Source organism: Crocosphaera sp. Alani8 (assembly GCF_038442745.1).
Classification (GTDB): domain Bacteria; phylum Cyanobacteriota; class Cyanobacteriia; order Cyanobacteriales; family Microcystaceae; genus Crocosphaera.
The window spans coordinates 22,248-45,712 of record NZ_JARVCN010000499.1; the positions used below are offsets into that span (position 1 = coordinate 22,248).

Consider the following 23,465-nt stretch of genomic DNA (forward strand, 5'->3'; position numbering starts at 1 on the left):
TGACTCCTTCTTCCAAAGAGACTTATGGATCAATACGTACTTGTACGTTGTGTCTTAAAATATTATAAATAGCACTAATTTATATTCCTATGTTTAATTGGTTTCGCCGTAAGATTAATAAAACCGATGCTGAACCCGTTTCAGAACCCACCGAACAAGTAACCGAGACTGAAACTGAAACTGAAACCGAGACTCCTACTCAAGAAACTACCCAAGAAGATTATTTAGCTTGGGCAAAAACTGCTTATAAAAATATTCAACAAAATAAACCATCAACAGAAACCCCTCCAGAAAGCCCTCCAGAGGACGTTACCGCGGATGTTGAACCAGAACCCCAGGAAGTTGCTGAACCCCCTTCCACAGAGACTGAAGCGGAAAAAGTGCCGGCGTGGATGCAAAAATCTAATCGCCTAGAAGCTCTCAAAGAAACGGCTATGGAAAAGGCCACAGTTGAAGACACAACCCCCTTAACCTTCGACGAAGAGTTTGTCTGGTCTGCTAAAGTATTAGCAGCCCAAGGTCGCGCCCCGGACGATGTTTCTCAAGAAGAAATTAACTGGTTAAAACGTCTGCGTCAAGGGTTAGGAAAAAGCCGGCGCGGTTTAGTCAACCAACTAAAATCTATTGTTGGCCAGGGGCCTCTAAACGAAGATGCTGTAATGGAAATCGAAGCCATCTTATTACAAGCAGATACCGGCATCGAAGCCACAGATTACATCATTTCTACCCTACAAAATAAACTTTTAGAAGAGGCTTTGCCCCCAGAACAAGCATTGGAATATCTGAAAAGCATTTTACGGGAGATATTGGACCGTCCTTTAAAAAAAGTAATTAATCCTGGTTTTGCCCCAGAAAAAGGTGTTTTAAACGTATGGCTATTAACAGGGGTCAATGGTGCAGGAAAAACCACCACCATCGGTAAATTGTCCCATCTAGCACAACAATCTGGCTACAACTGTATTATTGCGGCTGCGGATACTTTTAGGGCGGCTGCGGTTCAACAAGTGCAGGTTTGGGGGGAAAGAACTAACACTACTGTTATTGCTAACCCTGGCAAAAATACCGACCCGGCGGCAGTGGTGTTTGACGGTATTTCCGCAGCCCAAGCCCGTCACGCTGATTTATTATTAGTAGATACGGCAGGAAGGCTACAAAATAAAAAGAATTTGATGGCAGAATTAGCAAAAATTCGTCGCATTATTGATAAGAAAGCAGATAATGCTCAAGTGGAATCTTTGTTAGTTTTGGATGCAACTTTAGGGCAAAATGGCTTACGTCAAGCAAAAGTTTTCTCGGAAGCCGCTAACTTAAGTGGGGTGGTTTTAACAAAATTAGATGGAACCGCAAAAGGTGGTGTGGCTTTAGCAGTTGCCCAACAATTAGACTTACCTATTCGTTTTATCGGCGTTGGGGAAGGAATTGAAGATTTACGACCTTTTTCTAGTTATGAATTTGTCGAAGCTTTATTGAATGAATAAGTAAGCATAGCTGCAACCCTACTCCTGCCTTCTGCCTCCTGCCCTCTGCCTCTTCTCAACTGTAACGTTTATTTTTCCTAGGTACTTACATTCATTTCTAACCAATCGTACCAGGAAGATAACCCTTCCCCTGTTACCGAAGAAACTTGAAATACTTGGAGAGATGGATTAACCTGTTTAGCATATTCAAGACACTTTTCTACATTAAAAGAGACATGGGGAAGTAAATCGATTTTAGTCAAAATCATGACCTTACTTTTGCGAAACATATGGGGATATTTGATGGGTTTATCTTCTCCTTCTGTTACAGAAAGAATGGCTACTTTTGCGGCTTCCCCCAGGTCAAATAAGGCAGGGCAAACTAGATTACCTACATTTTCAATCATTAAAATTGAGTTGGGTTCAGGGTGTAATTCTGTATATCCCTTTTTGACCATTGATGCTTCTAAATGACATCCTGTACCTGTGTTAATTTGAACTACTTTGCAACCTGTTTCTTTAATTCTTTGAGCATCATTAGCTGTTTCTTGATCTCCCTCAATTACATTGATTTTTAGCTTACTTTTTAACTCATTAATAGTCCGTGTTAATAGGGTGGTTTTTCCTGAACCGGGGGAACTCACTAAGTTTAAGGCTAAAATATTACGACCTTTAAAATAACCTCTATTTTCAGCCGCAATTAAATCGTTTTTTTGCAGTATCTTCTCTTCTAAGGTTATAGTAGTACCGTGCATCTTAGCGTGAATCTCTGAAGCATTGTTATGATGATGTTTATGCTCTTGATAATCATCTTCGTGAGAATGATTAATCACTCTTCCATCTGCTAAAGTATGGCTATGATGACCATTAATTGCAGTAGTTTTTCCTGTTTCAATGTTGGTTAAAGTAACACTACTACTATCAGAACAACCGCAGGTTACACACATAATTCCTCTACCTCCATTTCTTTAATTTGTAATTCCTGTCCTTGAATAATATCTAACTCAAAACTATCGCAGCGATCGCATTTTCCGAAGGGTTGAGAGAGGTTGATTTTGTGTCCACAATGACGACATTGTCCCTTTCCTTCTGTTTCGATAATCTCTAAAGTTGCTCCTTGTAAAACCGTATTTTCACAACAAATATCAAAACAAAAACGAATAGCTTCTGGCATAATAGCCGATAGTTTCCCGATTTCTAAGGTAACACGCTTAACGTGCGCCCCTTTCGCTTCTTCACAGACAATAGCAACAATGTTTTGAGTAATACCAAGTTCGTGCATAGAATAAGTTGATTATATCTGCTTCTATTGAATCGGTATTTTTTGTTTGGGTAGATGTTTTTTAGAAAATTTTAATCCCTAAATCTCTCTAATACTTCTTTCGATATTAGTCAATATAAGTTTACAAAAATTAATTATAGTTACTATGTATTAATTATTTCTTTTGCTTCATTTTTTCCGTTATTTTGGGACTCAAAGTACCAAAAATATAGGGTTACAAGAAATTTAGTTTTGTTTTTGCATATAGCTATCCTATCTTACTGTATAGTAACACATCTAGAAAATTTACATAACTTCAAGATTTGATTTTAAGGCAAATATGAGGAAAATCAGCCAAAAGATATTTTTTATAAAGTTATATGAAGAACCCAAAACAATGAGAATAAATCATAGATTACAATAGGTTTCATAACCTATACTTAATAAATTTTCAGATTAGAAAAACCCTAAAAAAAGAAGTGAAGATAATGAATAAAGGTTTTGCTTATAATCATTTTATTAATATACTTGCAACACTTAACTGTAGTCTAATGATTACAAGTTTTTAAAGCTTAATTATTCCTGATGTTTTATTCTTATTGACTAAAATAGAAGTTAACATCAGTGGATGAAACAATTAGCTATTAATTTATCACTTTAGATATGAAAATCCAAGAGAAATTTAAACAATATCCAGCTGATATGCAACAGTGGATGATTGAACAAGAAAAAATAAAACTAACTCGTATCGAAACTGCTTTAAAAAATGGCAAAAAATTATATCAAACTATAGAAGATGAGGAAAAAGGACAGTGGTTATTAGGGACAACTGTTTTATTAGAACAATATTTATCTCTACTACCGCAGCGAAACTGTCGGTTAGAAGAAGTATCCGATGATTATATATTTCAGGTATGGGAAAGATTAGAGAACGATCGCAGTTTAAGAGAATTAATCGCTCAAGTAGAAACGAGATACGAAGCATTGCTGACCATTTAATCTTTGTAGCACCGGTTAAGGCGTAACTGTTTGGTCAAACTGTAAATTAGAGGAGATAAAACTACACCCATAGCCAAGACAAAAACTAGACCGCTAAATAGGGCATAAAGGGATGCAAATAATTTAGCACTATTGGTCAGTAAAGGGTTAACTGGCCCCATACCACTAAGAATCATGGAAGCTTCAACCGTGGCATCCAGCCAACTAAGATGGGCTGTACAATGATAACCCACAACCCCAATCAAAAGCCCCAAAACAATACAGAGAGCAGACAAAGCAAGATAACTCAAAAAATCCTGCACGAAACTCGTTTCTTGATGGGACTTTTCACTCAATAACCTGTCAGTATCCTCTTTCTCCTTCATCGCCTGAAGAGAAGGACAATGCTTAGCATAAAGACAAACAGGTTTTATCTGATTTTCTGGCGATTGCCTGATTGCTGTTGGACTCTTCAAGTTCTATCCTTTTTAATTTTAGCAACTTATACCCCATTGAAGGATAATCCATTCTTGAAATCTTCACCCAAAAGGGTGATCCCATCGGGTGAGTTACTGTCGCAATTTTCATTCGTATATAAGGTTATGGCTTGTAGAATAATAAAATAATGATAGGATTAGCACGAGAATGGTTAAAAAAATACTTTCATCAGAAAAAATACGACGGGTAATAACTCGTTTAGCATCTCAAGTTATCGAAAAATCTGGAAACTTATCAGATATTATTTTATTGGGAATTCATACAAGAGGAGTCCCTTTAGCGTATATGTTGGCGCAACAAATCGAATTATTAGAAAACATAAAAGTCCCAGTGGGAGCTGTGGATGTAACTTTTTATCGGGATGATTTAGATCGCATCAAAACTCGAACTCCAGCCAAAACAAAAGTACCTTTTGATTTAACAGGAAAAACCGTAATTTTAGTAGACGATGTAATCTATAAAGGAAGAACCATTCGCGCTGCTCTAAACGCAGTAACCGAGTATGGAAGACCGAAAATGATCCGCTTGTTAGTATTAGTGGATCGCGGACATCGAGAATTACCCATTCATCCAGATTTTACCGGCAAAAAATTACCCACCTCTTCCAATGAACAAATCAGGGTTTATTTACAAGAAACCGATGGCCGCGATGCCGTAGAATTGTTAAATGGCCTTACTACTAAATAGAGAATGAGTGCAGAAATTATTTGCGTTGGGACAGAACTTTTACTAGGGGACATTGTTAACACCAATGTTCAATTTTTAGCCAAAGAATTAGCTATTTTGGGTATTCCCCATTACTATCAAACCGTCGTAGGAGATAATCCCACTCGTCTCAAAGAAGTGATTAATATTGCCAGTCAACGAGCTTCTATTCTGCTATTCACTGGGGGACTCGGACCCACTCCCGATGACCTCACCACCGAAACCATCGCCCAACATTTTAATACCCCCCTAATAGAAAAACCAGAAATTGTTGAAGACATTCAGGCCAAATTTCAACTCAGGGGGAGTTTAATGAGCGACAATAACCGGAAACAAGCTCTAATTCCCGAAACTGCAGATATTCTTCCTAACCCCACCGGAACCGCTCCAGGGATGATTTGGCAGCCAAAAACCAATTTAACCATTATGACATTCCCTGGAGTCCCTTCTGAAATGAGGCGGATGTGGATAGAAACGGCAGTTCCTCACCTCAAAAGCCAAGGTTGGGGCAAAGAAATCATTTTTAGTAGAATGTTGCGTTTTAGGGGCATTGGTGAATCAGCTTTGGCCACCAAAGTAAACCATCTGTTTGACTTGACGAACCCAACAGTTGCTCCCTACGCTTCTATGGGAGAAGTTCGTTTACGCATCTCCACTAAAACTACCTCGGAAACCGAGGCCAACGCTATCATCGAACCGGTAGCGCAGGAGATTATTAAAATTGCTGGAGATGACTATTTTGGTCAGGATGATGATACCTTACCCAAAACGGTAGGGGAATTATTGCGCAAGAGAGGGGAAAGCGTTGGGGTAGCTGAATCTTGTACCGGTGGTGGTTTAGGCGCGATGTTAACGGATATTGCCGGTAGTTCGGAATATTTTTGGGGTGGGGTGATTGCTTATGATAATCGGGTGAAAATGTCTCTTTTAGAGGTAAGTGGGGAGGTTTTGGAAGAAAGAGGGGCAGTATGCGATATTGTGGCGCAACAGATGGCTTTAGGAATCAAAAAACGTTTAGGGGTTGATTGGGGTATTGGTATTACCGGGATAGCTGGGCCTGGTGGGGGAACTGATCTTAAACCTGTGGGTTTGGTTTATATAGGAATAGCCGGTCCCAGTGATAAAGTGGAGAGTATTGAGTGTACTTTTGGCGATCGCAGTCGGGATATTATTCGCTACTTAAGCAGTTGTACCGCTTTGGATAAGTTAAGAAGAAAACTAATTCTTGTGTGAGACACTTCGGTTTCCACAAACCTGAGATAGTTTTTCTCTAAAACTGTGACCATTGTTTGAGAATATATTTATAAAATTGGTCTTTATCAATTCTATCCATGGCCAAGATGTTGCGTCCCTTTTCAACCACCTTAATTCTGCCTTGAGAACTTCCTGTTATTATTACCTCTGTTGACCAAGATTTAAGGGAAAATAAATCGGAACAATGTAAATAAGCAGTAGCTAAAACATCCCAACAATAATAGTCTTGGGGAATTGCCAAAGCGTAACACAATCCTGCTAAATCTGACAGTTGATACTGCCTTTGTTGGGCTAACTTACGGATAAATTGAGGGGTAACGGGGACGGTGTTAGTAATATCCAAAGGACAAATAACTAGAGGAATATTACTTTGCCAAACCCTATGCACTGCGATCGCATCCCAATAAGCGTTCCATTCTGCGCTGCCATCGTGTTCGGGAGCAAACTCTTTCTCTACGTTCCCCGAAACGTTTAAGGCACCCCCCATCCAAACAATTTCTTTAATTTTGCTTTCTATGCTGCGATCGCGCTCTAAAGCGGCCGCAACGGTAGTCAATGGACCTGTTACCATCAGGGTAACTGCTTCAGACGCACCTTGTAAAGTTTCCACCATAAACTGTTGTCCGCTTTGGGAAACTAGCGGGGTTTTGATGGTATCTGTTTGATTAAGAATAGGAAAATTATCGATGATCAAACAATCACGACGGTATAAAGCTGGAAATGGGTTAATACCTCTTACTGTACTTTCTGCTACGGGAATATGATCACATCCCATAAAATCCAGGAGTTTTCTAGTCACATTTAAAGCTGCCTTGATGTAACAATCAGCAGGAGTAACAATAATTCCCAGCACTTCCATTTCCGGCATAGTCATCAATAATAAAGTTGCTAAAAAATCATCGATTGCACCATCGTGATCAAATAATACTAATTTAGTCATTTACTTTTTACCTCTTGAATTTTCTGGGATAGTTTAAAATTACCTGTAAAAATAAAGTTAAATTAGTCAGCAGTTCCTCACTCCGTTCCGGCGCTATCGCACAGCGTTCAGCATTCCTTTAATCTTACTCACAGTAGATGATAGGGATTGATCACCCCAAGTGGAGCAACTGGCGTTTTAATACCCCATATTCTACAAGTTGCTTAGAAATAGATTGGGGTTTGAATCCTCATTCTATTTCTCTCCTGACTCCTGACTCCTGACTCCTGACTCCTGACTCCTTTTTCAAGATTTAGATTATATGAATATAAATTAACTAGGGGTCAACAACTGTTAACCCCTAGTTGGAATGGAAAGTTTATGAGGTTTTAACGTCCAGGAATGCCTACATACCAGAAATAAGTGGCCATAGGAATAACCGTTGCTAAAACCATAAGAACCACAACCCAAATAGTTGCGCTGGTATCGTCCGTATCTTCTGCACTGGTGAAGGTACTTTCGATATTTAGCTGCTGAACTTGGGGTGGACCGGGATCGGGGTTCCCAGACAAGACAGCAACCAAGCGATCGCCAGCTTCAAGAAAAGCTTCGTTATACTTTGCTCCCTGACGTAAAGGAACCGCAACTGTCTCCTTGAGGACGCTTGTAGCAATATCATCGGTTAATAATGACTTGGTATCTTCTCCCTGACGGAGTGCCGTTTTATTGGTGAAAGTATCTACCACCAGAATCACTTGGTTAGCTTGTTCTTCGGGAGAGGGATACCATTTACTGAAAATATCATCAGCTAACCCCTCCATTGTCACCCCGTAATCCAAGCGACGCACAGCAACTAATCTAACTTCGGTACCATTTTCATTGGCTAATTGCTTTAACTTACCACCTAGACGGTTTTCGTTGGCAAAACTAATGGCATCGGCTTGATCTACTACCCAAGTATCTGCCCCTTGAGTTAACATAGGGAGGTCATAGACCCCAGTAGCAACGGCAGGAGCGATAGCTGTAGTCAGAGCGATCGCCAAACAACATAGGAATCCTATAAGGTATTTTATGGGTTTCATGGCAAATGATTCAATAAAGATAATGGCTGAATTTCCCATTATTTTCACACAAAAAGGGATAGCTGCAAACAGGATAGGGGTTTATAAACCTCAAAGCAAGGGATGAAACTGTCTTGAAAAAGGAGTCAGAATACAGGAGTCAGGAGTCAGGAACTCCTTGCCCCGAAGGGGTGATAAAAGCTTTGAATATTTACTTTTACGCACGAATATAACCCGAAAGCTAAGAAGCTAATGGGTAAATATAACAAACAATGTACTACTTGACACGAACACGGAGGGATTTGAACCCCCGACACCCAGGACCGGAACCTGGTGCTCTATCCACTGAGCTACGTGTCCAAATACCTTCCCAACATAGCACGGTTTTCTGGTCGATAGTGAATCGTTAAGGTTTTTATTAAGATGTGAGTTCCACTTGAGGTCGCAGGGGAACGTGGAAGGAGAAAAGCTTTGAGGGTTTGTACTAAAATGCCCAATAAGTGTTTTAAATGCACAGCAGCTTACTAGGTTATTTTCAACAATGATAACAAATCAATATGTAGGAGAAATAGCCGCGTTAGGCGGAGCCTTTTTATGGGCAGCCTCATCGGTTATTTATCAAATACTAGGACAAAAAATTTCTCCTTTGAAACTTAATTTATTTAAAGGAATTGTAGCAATATTTTTGATTATTATCACTTTATTGCTGACCCGTGATGCAATTCCTGACTTACCTTTGCTACCCACAGGAATTTTACTGTTGAGTGGCATGATCGGTATAGGGATAGGAGATACGGCTTATTTTAATACTTTAAATTATTTGGGAGCTAGACGAACTTTATTAACGGAAACTCTATCAACTCCAACTTCAGCTATTTTAGCTTTCATTTTTTTATCAGAAAATTTAGCATTAATATCCTGTTTAGGGATTATTTTAACTCTGTTGGGAATAGCATGGGTGATTACAGAAAGAACACCCGATACAGTGATTAGTTATAACAACTTTAAGAAAGGAATATTCTGGGGTGGTTTGGCTTCATTGTCTCAAGCAATAGGGGCGATTTTAGCTCGTTTTGCTTTTGTGGAATCAGATTTATCTCCTTTAGAGAGTGCATTAATTAGATTAATGGGAGGATTAATAATTGTGATTAGTTTATTATTAACTACCAACAAGAAAAAGGAAAAAAAATATCCTCGGTTATCTTTAAAACTCATGGGATTTATTAGTTTAACCGCATTTGGGAGTACCTATTTAGGGATTTGGCTACAGCAAACAGCACTCAAATTTTCTCCTACGGCCATCGCTCAAACTTTGTTGGCAACAAGTCCTTTATTTGTCTTACCTTTTGCTTTGGCAATGGGACAAAAAATATCTTTAAGAGCTTTTTTGGGAGTGTGTGTGGCCATAGCAGGAATTGGGCTATTATTCAAGTAGTGAACAGTTAGCAGTTACCAGTTACCAGTTAGCAGTGAGCAGTTAATTTTTTAGTACAAAACAAGTTATCATCTAGCTTAGGAAATTTTTAGGCGAAACACACCCCAATGGGTACTATTCAAACACCACCAGGAACAAGAGATATTCTGCCAGAAGAAATCGGTTACTGGCAATATGTAGAAAATATAGCGACACAAATCCTCAGTCGTGCTATGTATCAGGAAATACGTCCCCCTATCTTTGAGCAAACCTCTTTATTTGAGAGAGGGATAGGAGAAGCGACTGATGTTGTGGGCAAAGAAATGTATACTTTTACCGATCGCGGCGATCGCTCGTTAACCCTACGTCCGGAAGGAACTGCAGGGGTTGTCCGTGCTTATCTACAAAACAACCTCTATGCAGCCGGTGGGGTACAACGTCTCTGGTATTGTGGCCCCATGTTTCGCTACGAAAGACCCCAAGCGGGTCGTCAACGACAATTTCATCAAATTGGGTTAGAATTGGTCGGTACAGGGGATCCTAGAGGGGATGTAGAAGCGATTGCTCTAGCTAGTAATATCCTGAAAAGTTTAGGATTACGGAGTCTGAAACTAGACATTAATTCCGTGGGCGATCGAAGTGATCGACAACGATATAGAGAAGCGTTAGTGGAATATTTTCTCCCCTACAAAGAGGAGTTAGATCCAGACTCTCAAGATCGTCTCGAAAGAAACCCGTTGCGCATACTTGACAGTAAAAATGAGCGCACTAAGGAAATAAATCAAAATGCTCCCAATATTTTGCAGTATTTGGGAGATAATTCCCAAATACACTTTGAACAAGTACAGCAACTGCTGGGGGATCTCGGTATTGAATACAACATCAACCCTTGTTTGGTGAGGGGTTTAGATTACTACACCCATACCGCTTTTGAAATAATATCCGATGATTTGGGGGCCCAAGCAACGGTATGCGGTGGAGGCCGCTACGACGGGTTAGTAGAGGAGTTGGGAGGAAACTCAACCCCTGCTGTGGGTTGGGCCATCGGTATGGAGAGATTAATTATTCTCTTGAAGCAATTACAATCTTCTCCTGTAAGGGTTCCTGATATCTACCTAGTTTCTCGAGGAGAGGCTGCAGAGGCACAGGGGTTGATTTTAGCCCAAAAGTTGCGCGCAGAGGGCTTAACGGTGGAATTAGACATGAGTGGGAGTGCTTTTGGGAAGCAGTTCAAGCGCGCTGATCGTAGTGGGGCGATCGCTTGTCTCATTTTGGGTGAGGAAGAAGCGGTTAATCAAACAGTACAACTGAAATGGTTGCAAACAAAAGAACAGCAAACAATGACACAAACAGAATTATTCAACCAAGTTGGGGAACTTAGGGAACAACTAGGCAGACATAGAAAACAATAGATCCTTTTCTGTACTTATGAGGTATGGAATTTATTAGTGGTGAGGGTTCGGAGTTACAGATTAATTAGTAACCTGAGTTCGATATAAGACTTAATTACAAACTCCTAACACCGAACTCAGGTTAGTAGGTTTACCTCATAGGTGCAAGAATCTATCTACAGCACTTTGCGAGTTATTAAAGTACATTTTACTTCTGCCTCCTGCCTTCTGCCTCCTGCCTCAAGCCTTAACTTCTTGTACCACACTAAGTCAAAACTGCTGTAAACAACTCCACACAAGAAAGATCATGACATCTTGGGAATTTTTAGTACAAAAAGACGACGACATCAAATGGTATCCTGCTACTTCTTCTACTCTAGAATTAGAGCCTGGAAAATACCGAATATTAGCCAAATCGAGTCGTTTTAATAGTGCGGTTGATGTGGGTATTAGTCCCCCGAATCAAGACAAAAAGTGTTATCAACGTCGCACTAATTCCCAAGGGTTGGTGATGATTCTTCCTTTTACGGAATTGACTCCAGAAAGTTCTTGGCATATATGTTGTCATGGAGATGTTTTCTCGGAGTTTTTGGGGGAAAGATGGACTGAAAGTCTCACTATTAGAGTCTTATCAGTTACTAAACAGAATCCATCAAAGAATTCTTTTCCTCCCAGACAAACTCCTGTGAATAACTGTAAGAAAGCACAAGGATATTTGCAGCAAATACAACAACTTTTAAAAGAAAAAATAAAACCCTGTTTCAGCAACAGTACAGCAGAAAAGCCAAAAAATATTAATTATCATCCTTTGGGAATAGAATCTTTAATTGACCTTAGTTTAGAACAAGACGAGTTTCTGATCAATACAGGGGAAAGAATTGATTTATCAGGGAAGATAGATACAGTTAATGGGCAAAGTGACATTGCTTTAAATGCTAAGCTAATTTACGAATTAATCCACCCTGAAACGGAGGAAACTTTACTCAAGGTTGACTACCCTTTATCGGAAGAAAAGTTACCTTATCGATTTAATCATACTTTAGTCATTCCTGATGATATTGATGAGGATTTTATTGTGGGGGAGTTAATTATAGAAACCGCTACGGGATACCCGATAAACCATTCTTCTTTCACTATTATAACTAACTATTATCATTCCATAAACTGTACCATTGAACTAATGGATACTGAAACAAAAGATAGTTACACTTTTGATCTAGAATTTGCAGAGAGAATAAATAGCAAACATTCTAATTTACAACTCCCCGAACCTAAACCGCATTCTCAACCATTTTCTTTTCATTTTCGTAAATATGGACAAGTTTTGCCCCCCAAACTAAAAGATGATTGTGTTGGTACAAGATCTAAACGCTTAAAACTACCGAAATTCGATTAATGAATTTGTTAGCTTTTATTAGTAAAATATCAAACTTAAGAATAATGGCCAATATAGTTTATAAGGATTAACTTGATAAATTATAAAATCAGTATTATAATTTCTGGGGAGTTAACTTATATGAAATCATGAATCTCCCTTTTGATATTACTATACAAGATGTTATTAAAATGGTTAGTCCCTTATTGGCTATCCTATGTGGTTTTATTTTAGGAATTGTATTTGAAAAGCGAGTTATCAAGAACATTAGGAAACTAGCTGCCCAAACTAACTGGAAATATGACAAAATAATTATTGATTCTATACAGGGTTTTAGTATTCTCTGGTTTTCTTTGGGAGGAATAGCTATTGCTAACTATGTTTATCCTATCCCTAAAGCAATTGAGGTTTTGATTAACAAATCCCTCATTGCTACTTTTCTTGCTTCAGCAACCCTAGTTATTTCTCGTTTATTGGTGGGTTTATTGAAAGCTTACACCACCAATGAACAGGGAATTTCTCCATTAACTTCTTTGTTTTAGTTGCTTACGAAAATTGTTATTTATAGTCTGGGTGTTTTAATCATATTACAATCCATTGGTATTAGAATAACTCCTTTATTAACTGCATTGGGAGTGGGTGGTGTTTCTATTGGTTTAGCATTGCAAACCCCCTTAGCAAACCTGATATCTGGGGTAAGTATTGTTATGTCAGGTAAGGTACAACCAGGGAACTATATTAGCTTAGCAAGTGGGGAAAGCGGTTACGTTGTAGATGTAGAATTAAAGTACACTGTTTTAAAGGAAATAACCGATAATTTATTGGTCATTCCTAACTCTAAAATTATTTCAGGTAGTTTTAAAAATTTTAGTTTACCTGATAAGGTTTTTGTTCTTCCTGTCACCCTAGATGTAGCTTACGATAGTGATCTAGAAACCGTGGAAAAAGTTACTCTCGAAGTAGCTAATAATCTACTAAAAGAGAAAACAGTAGAAGATAAATCTCTAGAAGAATCTGAGGAAGAGAATATTATTAAACCATCTATACTTTACAATAATTTTGATTACTTCAGTATTAATCTAACCATTTATTTAAAAATATATGAACAAGAGTTTTTTGAACATTTAGAAGTAAAACATCAATTTTTAAAAGAACTCCATAAGCGATATAAAGCAGAGGGTATTGAAATTCCTTTCCCCATCAAAACAGCTTATCCACCTTCTCAAAGAATGGATAATTCCCATAGCATCTAGAATATTTTATGTATAAAAAAGCAATCAAATTATTTTTTTTAGAATCCAATCCAATCTTATTTATCATTGGGATTAGTTCTGTCATACTTTTTATATGTAGTAGTTTAAAACATATTCTATTTCAATCAACAGCTTGGGATTTAGCAATTTTCGATCAAGCAGTGTATTTAATCAGTCAGGGAAAAATACCTATTTCTTCTTTTCTAAATATCCATATTTTGGGAGATCATGCTGCATTTATTTTTTATCCTCTATCCTTATTTTATAAAATTCATCCCTCTGTTTATTGGCTATTATTAATACAAGCATTTGTTTTGTGTTTTGGTGCATTACCTGTCTACTATTTAAGTCAATATCATGGTTTAACTCAATCCAAATCATTAACCCTGAGTTTAGTCTATTTACTATATCCTTTGATATTCAATATTAATTTATTTGATTTTCACCCTGATGTTATTGCTGTGGACTCTATTTTATGGTCAATTTTAGCTGCTTTTTGGAATAACTTAGGATTGTTTATTATTGCGATTATAATTACTTTGAGTTGTAAAAGTGTTTTGTCTTTAACCATACTTTTCATGGGATTATGGCTATTCTTTTTCCAGAAGAAATATAAATTAGGAGCTATTTCTATAGTCTTTAGTATAAGTTGGTTTGTTATTAGTACCAGGTTAATCATCCCTATTTTTAGTGAGAATACTGCTAATATTAATCGTCATCTAGAAAGATTTAATTATTTAGGTAATTCTTTCTTAGAAATTGCTCAAAACTTAATTTTTAAACCTTGGTTATTATTTCAAGGATTATTTAATTTACCTAATTTGGAGTATTTACTACTATTATTGATTCCTATTATCTGGGGATTATCCTGGCAATATCTTGCACCCTTAATTGGTGCATTTCCTACTTTAGCAATGAATCTATTATCTCAAAATGGACTACAAAAAGATTTACTCCATCAATATTCTTTACCGGTTATTCCTTTCCTAATGCTTGTTGTGATTATGACTGTAGCGGCAAAAAAAAGCTGGTTTCGTCAAAATAAATACATTATAATTTGGTCATTAATTGGGTTTTTAGCTTTAGCTAAATACGGTTATTTTACCTCTCGTTATTTAGAGTCTATAGATACTTGGAAAGCAAACAACGAAGCAATTAGCAAGATTTATCGTAAAGGAAATGTCTTAACCTCTACTTACATAGCTCCCCATTTAAGTCAACGTTCTATGGTAAAATTGGCAGAAGATGGAGCAGAATCTTTTGATTTTAATGAATTCGATTATATCTTACTAAATCAACGACATCCAGGTCGAGAAAGTTCACCAGAATTGATTGAAACTATTAAAAATAAAGTTGGACAAAATTCTCAATTTGATCTAACCTATGAAAAAGACGACGTTTATTTATTTACCCGAAAAAATAACCAGTAAATTACCATTATGACAATTATTTTAACCAACGACGATGGGATTGATGCACCTGGAATTCGTGCCTTATCAAAAGCATTAGGAGGAGAAGGAATAATTGTTGCACCAAAAGAACCCCATTCTGGTTGTGGACATCGTGTAACTACCTATAAACCCATTCATTTAGAAAAGCGTTCCTCGACGGAATATTCAGTAGATGGGACACCAGCAGATTGTACCAGAATTGCTGTAAAACATCTTGAAAAAGAGACTAAATGGGTTCTTTCTGGTATCAATGCAGGGGGAAACTTAGGAGTAGATATCTATATTTCTGGAACTGTGGCGGCAGTTAGAGAAGCAGCTATACACGGTATTCCTGGTATTGCTATTTCCCATTGGATCAAACGGCCATTAACAATTAACTGGGAATTAGCAAGTAAATGGACAGCAAAAGTTTTGAATCTTCTTTGGGATAAACCATTAGAAAAAGGCAGTTTCTGGAATGTTAATTTACCTCATTTAGAAATCAATTCTCCAGATCCAGAAATTGTTTTTTGTGAACATAGTACCGATCCTTTACCAGTTGATTATCGGGTAGAAGGAGACTTATTGTATTATCAGGGAGAATACGCCAAAAGGCAGCGATCGCCAGGAACAGATGTTGATGTTTGTTTCTCAGGAAACATTGCAATTACTTTAATGAAACTGTAATGTAAAAGTAAGAATTTATTTATAAATTTGTATTGTGAATAAAAGTAGCTCTCTAATATCTATAGGGAAGATAACTATACTCCTTCAGTAACCTATGAATTAAAAGTTTACCAAAATCATCAATTTTCTTCAATTTTTCTTTCTGCATAATGCACAATATTTCTTAAATTATCTAGGGTATTACTATCAACATCTTGCCATAATCCTCTTTGATTTGCTTCTAATAATCTTTCAGCCATATCTCGCAAGGCCCAAGGATTTTTATCTTGAATAAATTGTTGCACCGTTTCATCAAATAAGTAAGCATCTGCTACTCCTTGATACATAAAATCTTCTACACAGTTTGCTGTTGCATCATAAGCAAATAAATAATCTACAGTTGCTGACATCTCAAACGCACCTTTATAACCATGTCTCATGACACCTTTAATCCATTTCGGGTTAATTACACGAGAACGATATACCCTAGCTATTTCTTCTTTTAATCGTCTCACTTTCGGATTAGTAGCAATTGCATTATCTCCAAAATAAGTTTCAGGATGCTTCCCTGTTAACGCTTTTACAGCAACGGTTAAACCACCTTGAAACTGATAGTAATCGTCAGAATCTAAGAGATCATGTTCTCGATTATCTTGGTTATGTAAGACAATTTGTAGCTGTTCTAATCGTCTTTTAAATACTTCTGGAACCCCATGACCAATTCCATTTTGATCATAGGCATAACAACTCCAGTTAATGTAAGCATTAGCTAAATCTTGCTCGTTTTGCCAATTTTGTGCCTCAATTAATCCCTGTAAACCGGCACCATAAGCTCCAGGTTTTGAGCCAAAAATTCGATAACCTGACTTCAATTTTGCTTCTTCTTCACTCAGTCCCTGTAGCTGCAAAAATGCCTGTTCTTCCTGTACTTTTGCTGCTAAAGGATTGATACTTTTTGATTCTGGTAAACTTGACACATCTTTGATCACTTTATACAATAAGGATAGTAAGTTAGGAAAACCGTCTCTAAAAAACCCTGATACCCGTACCGTTACATCCACACGGGGTCGTCCTAACACAGAAGGTTTAAGTATTTCATAGTCCACAATGCGACGGGATAACCCATCCCAAATGGGTTGCACCCCTAATAAAGCCAATACCTGGGCAATATCATCCCCTCCGGTTCGCATGGTAGAAGTTCCCCAGATAGAAATCGCAAGAGTTTGGGGGTATTCTCCGTTATCTTGAGTATAACGCTCAATGAGGGCTTCTGCCGCTTTTCTCCCCACATCCCAAGCTGTTTGGGTAGGTATGGCGCGGATGTCCACAGAATAAAAGTTACGTCCGGTGGGTAATACTTCTGATCTACCTCTGGTGGGTGCGCCGGATGCACCACTAGGAACATATTTTCCTTTTAAACCTCTCAATAAGTTGGTGATTTCTTGAGGTGTTTCGTATAGTTTTGGTAGCAAAAAATTTTTGATCCAATTTAATTCTTTTGTTGTGCAGGTTAAGTCACTAAATCCTTCTATAGAGTCAGTATGAATCAAAGTATCTACTAAGATTTGAGCGTAGCTTTCTAAGACATCTATAACATCCCCAATGATACGACATTGTTTTAATTTAATACAGGTGTCTTGAGGTATATTGTTAGAGAATTTTGAAAAAGAAAATGGTTCAGATAAGTTAGTAGTTAAGGGATTAATATCTAAATTAAAATCCTTAGCGATCGCTGTAATTAATCCCATTCTATCTAAACTAGGATAACGAGTGATAGAGATAACCAAATCTCTCAACTGTGTTGCTTGGGGACAAGTTCCTAAGATGTGTAAACCATCTCTTATTTGCGCTTCTTTTAGTTCACATAAATAACCGTCTGCAAGAGTTAAAAATTGAGCCAGATTATCATTATCTATACTACTTGCTCCTAAATCTTGATTTAGATTGGTTTGTCGCACCAAATTTGTGATGCGATCGCTAATTATTTTTAAACGTTTAGGATCTAAAGTTTGTGCTTCGTAATATTCATCTATTAAAGTTTCCAACTGTTCCAAATCGCCGTATAATTCTGCACGGGTTAAAGGAGGTGTTAAATGGTCTATAATTGTTGCGTGAGAGCGGCGTTTTGCTTGGGAACCTTCCCCTGGATCATTAACAATAAAAGGATAAAAGTTAGGAATAGTATTTAAGGCAATTTCTGGGTAACAATTCGATGATAAAGCTAAACTTTTACCCGGTAGCCATTCTAAGTTGCCATGTTTACCGACATGAATTATGGCAACTGCTTGAAAATAATGTTTTAGCCAATAATAATAAGCTAAATAATGGGGTGTTGGTTCTAAGTCTGGTGCATGGTAGTTTAAACTAGGATCAAAATCGTAACCTCTAGAGGGTTGAATACCAATAAAAATGTTACCTAATTGAATACCAGAAACGGGATAAGATTCAACGTTATTAACTTCAGGAATATTATGCCAACGCTGTGTAATTTGTTGTTGGACTTCTAGGGGTAAAGTTTGAAAATATTGTTCATATTCTTGATAAGGAACGGATTGATTAATAGGACGTAACTCTTTACTTTCAGGATCATTGGTGATACCTCTTGTTAATCTTTGGATGAGTTCATCTCCTGTTTTTGGTATGTCTTTAATATTGTATCCTTCTTGTTTTAATGCTTGTAAAATTTTGATGCAACTAGCAGGGGTATCTAAACCAACTCCATTGGCGATTCTACCATCTTTATTGGGATAGTTGGCTAAAATTACAGCAATTTTTTTGTCATTATTCTGCGTATTTTTAAGCTTGATAAGATTAGCAGAAAGTTCAGTCACAAAATCAATTCTATCTTGCACAGATTCATAAATAATAACATCTGTCTCTAACTGTTGATTCCAGGTTTTTACAGACTTAAATGAAATAGCACGAGTGATTATTTTACCATCCACTTCCGGCAAAGCGACATTCATAGCCACATCTCTAGGATTTAAACCTTGAAAGCTATTTTCCCACTGTTCTTTTGTGCCACTACTAAATATAACTTGTAAGATAGGAATGTCTAGAGTTTGCCATAAACTACTACAAGAATTATCCTCTATTTTGCTCAAAGAAAAACTGGTTGTATTCAAAACTAAACGGATAGGATGAGCAGATAAAGATTGAAAATAATCAACCAATTGACTTTGAATATCTAGATCCCGTAAAGAAGAAACAAAAATAGGAATGGGGTTAATTTGCTTGTTTAACAAACTTTCACATAAAGCATTAATTGGTTGTAAATTTCCTGCTAAATAGTGGGAACGATAAAAAAGTATAACAGCGTTATCAAAATCAACATTATTTTCTAGATATTTTTCATAAATACCAAACTCAGGAACAATATTAGGACTGTCGGGATTATAATTAGTTTCAAAACAAATATCAGCAATAAATTTTAAAGCATTGAGCCAATTCTTATGACCACCTTGGGTTAAATAACTCCATAATTTATGACTATGAGAAAAAGTAACAGTAGAATGACTAATTAAGGTTTCATCTAAACGATCGTCCCCTGGTAAGATAAAGAGAGTAATCTGATTTAATTCAGCAACTTCTTTGATAATTTCTAACCCGTAAGACCAATAAGATTGACCCCCCAATAATCTTAAAATAATAACTTTAGCTTCCGATAATACCGTCTCAGCATAAGCATCAATACTTAATTGTTGTTGTAATTGAAGAATATTTGTAGCACGTATTGCCGGAAAATTACTAGGTAGAGAAGGCAAACAAGACGCTAAACTTTGAATATCCGTATCCGCTGCGCTTAAAAAGACAATGGGTGCTGAGTTTTGTTCAATAAAGATAACCCCGTCTTGATCAGCATTCCAACCTCCAGGGGTAGCAGCTATGCGGTGCATTACAACTCCTTAACATTTAAAGAAAACGAACTTTCAGGATAGGATAGGAAAATGGAGAGATTCTACCTAAGAATTACGCCTCTTTTCCTATAGCCTTGTCCAATGTGATGAATTCTGTTTCAAAATCTATTTTACGTCGAACTTTACCTATAAGTATATTTGAAAAACTGTGTTCTCTTTGGCGAGAGCTAGTGGAAATGGAAGGTTCTACGGCAATATTACTAGACGATTCCCTAATTGATCCAGAAATAAGCAATATTTCTGAGATTTTAGGTGCAAAAAATTTTCACCTGCTGTTATCATCCCAGTTGTGTGCCTTATTGCAAGGTACACTCAATGCTTCATCCTTATCCTATCAAGTTAGCATTACCTGTGACCCCCAAGCGATCGCAGAATTTACTCAGACTTTACAGCAACACCTCAAAAAAGGTTCTCCTTGGTGCGATCACTTGACTTTATATCTTGAACCTCATTTTCCCGAATCAAACCCCCTAGAATCCTATTTTAACGGTCGTCTGTGGGACATTTTAGTACCTGAGTTTTCAGAAACATCGGAAGTTATGTACGAAGGACTGAGAACTTGTGAACCCGTAGAAGAAGCACTGCATCAACAAGTTGCTCAAGAAAGGTTATTAAACCAAGTTATTGGTCAAATTCGTCAAAGTTTAGAACTGTCAGTTATTTTACAAACAGCAGTTAGACAATTACGCAGTTTTTTACAGGTTGATCGTTTAGTTATCTACGAATTTAAAGAAAAAAATGTTTCAACTTCTGCTTCGGGAAATTCTCAAGAAAACGGAGGTTTAGTGATTTACGAATCAAGGGTTTCTGGAAGTATTCCCTCCCTGTTAAATATAACAGCAGAAGACACTTGTTTTGCTACTATTCCTGAATACAAACATAAATATCATCAAGGGGAAATTGTTGCCATCAACGATGTAGAAAGAAAATACTCATTTTCTATCTGCTTGAGTCAATTTCTCGAAAAATATTGGGTACTATCTAAATTAATTGCTCCTATTGTAGTAGATGGTCAATTATGGGGATTATTAATAGCCCATCAATGCTTTAAGAAAAGACAATGGTTAGAAAGCGAAAAAGCATTTTTAGGACAAATAGGACAACATTTAGCTGTTGCTATTTATCAAGCGCAATTATATGCTCAAGTGCAAGAACAAAAAAATACTTTTGAACAACGGGTAATTGAAAGAACTCAAGAACTTCGTGACACCTTACTCGCTTCTCAAGCAGCTAATCATTCTAAAAGCGAATTTTTAGGAAATATGAGTCATGAATTACGGACTCCTTTAACCTGTATCATTGGTTTATCGGGAACTTTATTACATTGGTCACAAGAAGGTTTAAATCTATCCATAGATAAACAGAAAAAGTATTTACAAACTATTCAAAATAGCGGGAAACATTTACTAGATATGATCAACGAAATTCTAGAATATTCCAATTTACAATCAGGTAAATATGTCTTAGCTATTCGAGAATTTTCCTTGACAAAAGTTTCTAGAAATGTGATGCAAAGAGTAAGTGATGAAGCAGAACATCGCCGTATAAATCTAGAACTTGATATCCAAATTAGAGCCCAACAAGATGATTTTTCTGCTGATCCCGAAAGGGTACAACAAATCCTCTACCATTTACTCAATAATGCTCTAAAATTTACCCCAGAAAATGGAACTGTAACCCTAAGAGTGTGGCGAGAAAAGAATCAAGTTGCCCTTCAAGTAGAAGACACAGGAATAGGAATAAAAGAAGAACAAATTCCCTTACTATTTGAATCATTTCAACAACTAGAAAATTCTCGTAAACGGGTTTATGGAGGAACAGGTTTAGGGTTAGCATTAACTAAACAATTAGTAGAACTTCACGGGGGAACCATCGAAGTAGAATCTATCATCAATCTCGGTTCTACCTTCACCGTGAGAATCCCTAACCAGATTCAAAGTAAAGGCAAATTAATCAATCATTTAAACCATAATCAAGCCTTATTTACCAAAAATAAAACCATTGTCTTAGTAGAAAGTAACGAAGAAATTGCCACTTTAATCGGCGAGTTATTAACCGCCGCTAACTACCATTTTATCTGGTTGATGGATGGGTCAAAAGTAATTCAAAAAATTGAACTCCTCGAACCATCAGTACTCATTTTAGATCAGCATTTATCAGAGGTACTAAAAATTAATGAATCCTTAAAACAATCCCCCAAAACCAAAGATACAAAAATGTTAGTTCTCAGGGAAGAAATAACATCAAAAGAATGGACAGAAATTTCTAGAATGGGCATCGACGACTACCTAATTAAACCCATTCAACCCAGTTTATTATTAAAACGAGTTAATGCTCTAGTTTTTAGTAATAATGAATCAGAAAATTAATTATTAATTATTAGTTATTTATTTGACCTTATGATTATCCCAAAATCTAGTTTAATTGTTTCCTGTCAAGCACCCATTTACTCTCCATTATTTGAACCCAAAATTATTGCCGCTATGGCCAAAGCTTCCATCAATCAAGGAGCAAAAGGAGTAAGAATAAATACCCCCGAGCATGTTAAAGCAGTGAGAAAAGAATTGCCCAATATTCCTATTATTGGATTGTGGAAACAAGACTATTTAGGGTATGATATTTACATAACTCCCTGTTATCAAGATGCGGTAGCTATAGCCTCAGCAGGAGCAGACATCATCGCTATTGATGGCACATTAAGAAAGCGTCCCCAAGAAGAAAAATTAGCCGATTTAATCAACAATATTCACCAAAAATTAGGGAAATTAGTCATGGCTGATGTTGATACAATAGAAAGTGCCGTAGCTTCAGCCCAAGCAGGGGCAGATTTTGTCGGAACCACCCTTTATGGATACACTAAAGAAACCGAAAATTGTCACCCTCCAGGGTTTTCCCTGTTAGAAGAAATGAGTCAAAAATTAACCGTTCCTATCATTGCAGAAGGAGGAATTTCCACCCCCGAAGATGCCAAAAAAGCCTTAGAATATGGTGCCTATTCTGTTGTTGTAGGAACTGCAATTACGGGAATTGATTTAAAAGTAAAAGCCTTTCAAGGGATGTTTAACTGAGCAAAAAATGTATGGATTCTAATCAATTACCACCCAGCTATCGAAGGTTTCCCAAAGTTCCCTTGGATCGTCGTGCCTATGCTTTTTTACTCGACTTTGTAACAGTATGGTTTTTGAGTTCTTTCTTTAAAGGATTGATTAAAGACCTCGTTTTTTTTGTTGTTTGGTTAATTTTGAGGGTGATTATTGTAGAAAAAAATAAAGGACAAAGTTTAGGAAGTTGGTGTTTTGATATTAAAGTAATTGATCTGAGATTTTTCCGAGTTCCTGGCTTAAAAGAATTAACCAAACGAGAAGCCATTGTCGGTTTTGCTGCCATGTTGGCCATGGTAGGATTAAACATTAACTTTAAAAATGGCTTATCTATGTTAATATTTATCACCCCTTTAATTATGAATTTTGGATTTGCCATCGGAGACGAAGAATATAATCAAACCTTACACGATCGAGTTAGTAACACCATTGTTGTCCAAACAAAACGAGGATTTTCCCTAGATTTGCGCCTTAAGAAACTCTGGAGAATTATCAAAGAAAAAATCCAAAATCGTCAAAATACGAAACAGAGGTATCAGAATGATTATGAGGATAATTATTACGACGATTATTAGGTTTGGTCTATTTTTAGAGAAGCCAAAAAAGTAGACTATTTCAAATGGAATAACTATTGAATACCTGGGTTCGATATGAGAAGATTTAGAGAAAATCTGTCGCCGAGGTTTCCTCCCCAGAGTCTCTTCTTAAGTTCAGGAGTATCAAACACTGATTCTCTCCTTGAAAAAGATTTAACTGCAAACTCCCAACACCTAACTCAGTTTCTT

The 23,465-nt window shown here is 37.0% G+C and carries 20 protein-coding genes and 1 tRNA gene; 14 read left to right on the forward strand and 7 right to left on the reverse strand.

What is annotated here, in order from left to right; all coding sequences use genetic code 11:
- Positions 1-89: 89 nt before the first annotated feature.
- Positions 90-1,478 carry a signal recognition particle-docking protein FtsY gene (gene ftsY / locus P9B04_RS24955; RefSeq protein ID WP_342057658.1) on the forward strand — a complete coding sequence of 463 codons (1,389 nt, stop codon included), beginning with the start codon at positions 90-92 and terminating at the stop codon, positions 1,476-1,478.
- Between the two features lie 77 nt (positions 1,479-1,555).
- Here ftsY and hypB read toward each other — a convergent pair whose 3' ends face one another.
- Together hypB and hypA are read right to left on the reverse strand one after the other, a co-directional pair.
- Positions 1,556-2,404: a hydrogenase nickel incorporation protein HypB gene (gene hypB / locus P9B04_RS24960; RefSeq protein ID WP_342057659.1), complete on the reverse strand. Its 849-nt coding sequence runs from the start codon at positions 2,402-2,404 to the stop codon at positions 1,556-1,558.
- Positions 2,395-2,739, reverse strand: coding sequence for a hydrogenase maturation nickel metallochaperone HypA (gene hypA, locus P9B04_RS24965; protein WP_342057660.1), 345 nt, complete (start codon positions 2,737-2,739; stop codon positions 2,395-2,397). The genes hypB and hypA overlap by 10 nt, the downstream gene beginning before the upstream one ends.
- Positions 2,740-3,381: 642 nt before the next feature.
- On the opposite strand from hypA, the gene P9B04_RS24970 reads away from it, so the two are divergent.
- Positions 3,382-3,717 carry a hypothetical protein gene (locus P9B04_RS24970; protein WP_342057661.1) on the forward strand — a complete coding sequence of 112 codons (336 nt, stop codon included), beginning with the start codon at positions 3,382-3,384 and terminating at the stop codon, positions 3,715-3,717.
- Here P9B04_RS24970 and P9B04_RS24975 read toward each other — a convergent pair.
- Positions 3,714-4,172, reverse strand: a complete 459-nt coding sequence (locus P9B04_RS24975) for a two pore domain potassium channel family protein (RefSeq protein WP_342057662.1) — start codon at positions 4,170-4,172, stop codon at positions 3,714-3,716. The genes P9B04_RS24970 and P9B04_RS24975 overlap by 4 nt on opposite strands.
- A gap of 169 nt (positions 4,173-4,341) precedes the next feature.
- Here P9B04_RS24975 and pyrR point away from each other — a divergent pair, with 169 nt between their 5' ends.
- Positions 4,342-4,881: a bifunctional pyr operon transcriptional regulator/uracil phosphoribosyltransferase PyrR gene (pyrR, locus tag P9B04_RS24980; RefSeq protein ID WP_342057663.1), complete on the forward strand. Its 540-nt coding sequence runs from the start codon at positions 4,342-4,344 to the stop codon at positions 4,879-4,881.
- Between the two features lie 3 nt (positions 4,882-4,884).
- Positions 4,885-6,132: a competence/damage-inducible protein A gene (locus tag P9B04_RS24985; RefSeq protein WP_342057664.1), complete on the forward strand. Its 1,248-nt coding sequence runs from the start codon at positions 4,885-4,887 to the stop codon at positions 6,130-6,132.
- A 37-nt stretch (positions 6,133-6,169) separates the two neighbouring features.
- Here the strand turns inward: P9B04_RS24985 and P9B04_RS24990 are convergent, their stop codons facing one another.
- The 3 genes from P9B04_RS24990 to P9B04_RS25000 all read right to left on the reverse strand — a co-directional run bounded on the left by P9B04_RS24990 (position 6,170) and on the right by P9B04_RS25000 (position 8,493).
- A complete protein-coding gene (locus tag P9B04_RS24990) occupies positions 6,170-7,093 on the reverse strand; it encodes a nucleoside hydrolase (RefSeq protein WP_342057665.1) in 924 nt (307 codons plus the stop codon).
- A 368-nt stretch (positions 7,094-7,461) separates the two neighbouring features.
- Positions 7,462-8,154 carry a photosystem II repair protein Psb32 gene (gene psb32, locus P9B04_RS24995; RefSeq protein ID WP_342057684.1) on the reverse strand — a complete coding sequence of 231 codons (693 nt, stop codon included), beginning with the start codon at positions 8,152-8,154 and terminating at the stop codon, positions 7,462-7,464.
- 266 nt (positions 8,155-8,420) lie between these two features.
- Positions 8,421-8,493 (reverse strand) — tRNA-Arg (locus P9B04_RS25000).
- 181 nt (positions 8,494-8,674) lie between these two features.
- On the opposite strand from P9B04_RS25000, the gene P9B04_RS25005 reads away from it, so the two are divergent.
- The 7 genes from P9B04_RS25005 to surE all read left to right on the forward strand — a co-directional run bounded on the left by P9B04_RS25005 (position 8,675) and on the right by surE (position 15,683).
- Positions 8,675-9,568: a DMT family transporter gene (locus P9B04_RS25005; protein ID WP_342057666.1), complete on the forward strand. Its 894-nt coding sequence runs from the start codon at positions 8,675-8,677 to the stop codon at positions 9,566-9,568.
- Between the two features lie 107 nt (positions 9,569-9,675).
- Complete coding sequence (gene hisS, locus P9B04_RS25010) at positions 9,676-10,959, forward strand: histidine--tRNA ligase (protein WP_342057667.1); 1,284 nt, start codon at positions 9,676-9,678, stop codon at positions 10,957-10,959.
- 286 nt (positions 10,960-11,245) lie between these two features.
- Positions 11,246-12,334 carry a hypothetical protein gene (locus P9B04_RS25015; protein ID WP_342057668.1) on the forward strand — a complete coding sequence of 363 codons (1,089 nt, stop codon included), beginning with the start codon at positions 11,246-11,248 and terminating at the stop codon, positions 12,332-12,334.
- A gap of 128 nt (positions 12,335-12,462) precedes the next feature.
- Entirely contained in the window at positions 12,463-12,855 is a 393-nt protein-coding gene (locus P9B04_RS25020; protein ID WP_342057669.1) for a hypothetical protein, read from the forward strand.
- Positions 12,856-13,566, forward strand: coding sequence for a mechanosensitive ion channel family protein (locus P9B04_RS25025; RefSeq protein WP_342057670.1), 711 nt, complete (start codon positions 12,856-12,858; stop codon positions 13,564-13,566).
- An 8-nt stretch (positions 13,567-13,574) separates the two neighbouring features.
- Positions 13,575-14,996 carry a DUF2079 domain-containing protein gene (locus P9B04_RS25030; protein WP_342057671.1) on the forward strand — a complete coding sequence of 474 codons (1,422 nt, stop codon included), beginning with the start codon at positions 13,575-13,577 and terminating at the stop codon, positions 14,994-14,996.
- Between the two features lie 9 nt (positions 14,997-15,005).
- The gene (gene surE, locus P9B04_RS25035; protein WP_342057672.1) at positions 15,006-15,683 is read left to right on the forward strand and encodes a 5'/3'-nucleotidase SurE; all 678 of its coding nucleotides are present in this window, start codon (positions 15,006-15,008) and stop codon (positions 15,681-15,683) included.
- A 119-nt stretch (positions 15,684-15,802) separates the two neighbouring features.
- On the opposite strand, the gene cobN is transcribed toward surE, so the two are convergent.
- Positions 15,803-19,558 carry a cobaltochelatase subunit CobN gene (gene cobN, locus P9B04_RS25040; RefSeq protein ID WP_342057673.1) on the reverse strand — a complete coding sequence of 1,252 codons (3,756 nt, stop codon included), beginning with the start codon at positions 19,556-19,558 and terminating at the stop codon, positions 15,803-15,805.
- 107 nt (positions 19,559-19,665) lie between these two features.
- Here cobN and P9B04_RS25045 point away from each other — a divergent pair, with 107 nt between their 5' ends.
- The 3 genes from P9B04_RS25045 to P9B04_RS25055 are packed head-to-tail and all read left to right on the forward strand — an operon-like array spanning position 19,666 to position 23,255.
- Positions 19,666-21,948, forward strand: coding sequence for a hybrid sensor histidine kinase/response regulator (locus tag P9B04_RS25045; protein WP_342057674.1), 2,283 nt, complete (start codon positions 19,666-19,668; stop codon positions 21,946-21,948).
- Positions 21,949-21,978: 30 nt separating this feature from the next.
- The gene (locus tag P9B04_RS25050; protein WP_342057675.1) at positions 21,979-22,647 is read left to right on the forward strand and encodes an N-acetylmannosamine-6-phosphate 2-epimerase; all 669 of its coding nucleotides are present in this window, start codon (positions 21,979-21,981) and stop codon (positions 22,645-22,647) included.
- An 11-nt stretch (positions 22,648-22,658) separates the two neighbouring features.
- The gene (locus P9B04_RS25055) at positions 22,659-23,255 is read left to right on the forward strand and encodes an RDD family protein (protein WP_342057676.1); all 597 of its coding nucleotides are present in this window, start codon (positions 22,659-22,661) and stop codon (positions 23,253-23,255) included.
- The last annotated feature ends 210 nt before the right edge of the window (positions 23,256-23,465 follow it).

Coding starts and splice junctions, on each gene's coding strand:
- P9B04_RS25030 (WP_342057671.1), top strand. CDS start 13,575: ATGTATAAAAAAGCAATCAAATTATTTTTTTTAGAATCCAATCCAATC.
- ftsY (WP_342057658.1), top strand. CDS start 90: ATGTTTAATTGGTTTCGCCGTAAGATTAATAAAACCGATGCTGAACCC.
- P9B04_RS25005 (WP_342057666.1), top strand. CDS start 8,675: ATGATAACAAATCAATATGTAGGAGAAATAGCCGCGTTAGGCGGAGCC.
- P9B04_RS24985 (WP_342057664.1), top strand. CDS start 4,885: ATGAGTGCAGAAATTATTTGCGTTGGGACAGAACTTTTACTAGGGGAC.
- P9B04_RS25015 (WP_342057668.1), top strand. CDS start 11,246: ATGACATCTTGGGAATTTTTAGTACAAAAAGACGACGACATCAAATGG.
- P9B04_RS24990 (WP_342057665.1), bottom strand. CDS start 7,093: ATGACTAAATTAGTATTATTTGATCACGATGGTGCAATCGATGATTTT.
- pyrR (WP_342057663.1), top strand. CDS start 4,342: ATGGTTAAAAAAATACTTTCATCAGAAAAAATACGACGGGTAATAACT.
- P9B04_RS24970 (WP_342057661.1), top strand. CDS start 3,382: ATGAAAATCCAAGAGAAATTTAAACAATATCCAGCTGATATGCAACAG.
- surE (WP_342057672.1), top strand. CDS start 15,006: ATGACAATTATTTTAACCAACGACGATGGGATTGATGCACCTGGAATT.
- hypB (WP_342057659.1), bottom strand. CDS start 2,404: ATGTGTGTAACCTGCGGTTGTTCTGATAGTAGTAGTGTTACTTTAACC.
- P9B04_RS25045 (WP_342057674.1), top strand. CDS start 19,666: ATGAATTCTGTTTCAAAATCTATTTTACGTCGAACTTTACCTATAAGT.
- psb32 (WP_342057684.1), bottom strand. CDS start 8,154: ATGAAACCCATAAAATACCTTATAGGATTCCTATGTTGTTTGGCGATC.
- hisS (WP_342057667.1), top strand. CDS start 9,676: ATGGGTACTATTCAAACACCACCAGGAACAAGAGATATTCTGCCAGAA.
- P9B04_RS25055 (WP_342057676.1), top strand. CDS start 22,659: ATGGATTCTAATCAATTACCACCCAGCTATCGAAGGTTTCCCAAAGTT.
- hypA (WP_342057660.1), bottom strand. CDS start 2,739: ATGCACGAACTTGGTATTACTCAAAACATTGTTGCTATTGTCTGTGAA.
- cobN (WP_342057673.1), bottom strand. CDS start 19,558: ATGCACCGCATAGCTGCTACCCCTGGAGGTTGGAATGCTGATCAAGAC.
- P9B04_RS25020 (WP_342057669.1), top strand. CDS start 12,463: ATGAATCTCCCTTTTGATATTACTATACAAGATGTTATTAAAATGGTT.
- P9B04_RS25050 (WP_342057675.1), top strand. CDS start 21,979: ATGATTATCCCAAAATCTAGTTTAATTGTTTCCTGTCAAGCACCCATT.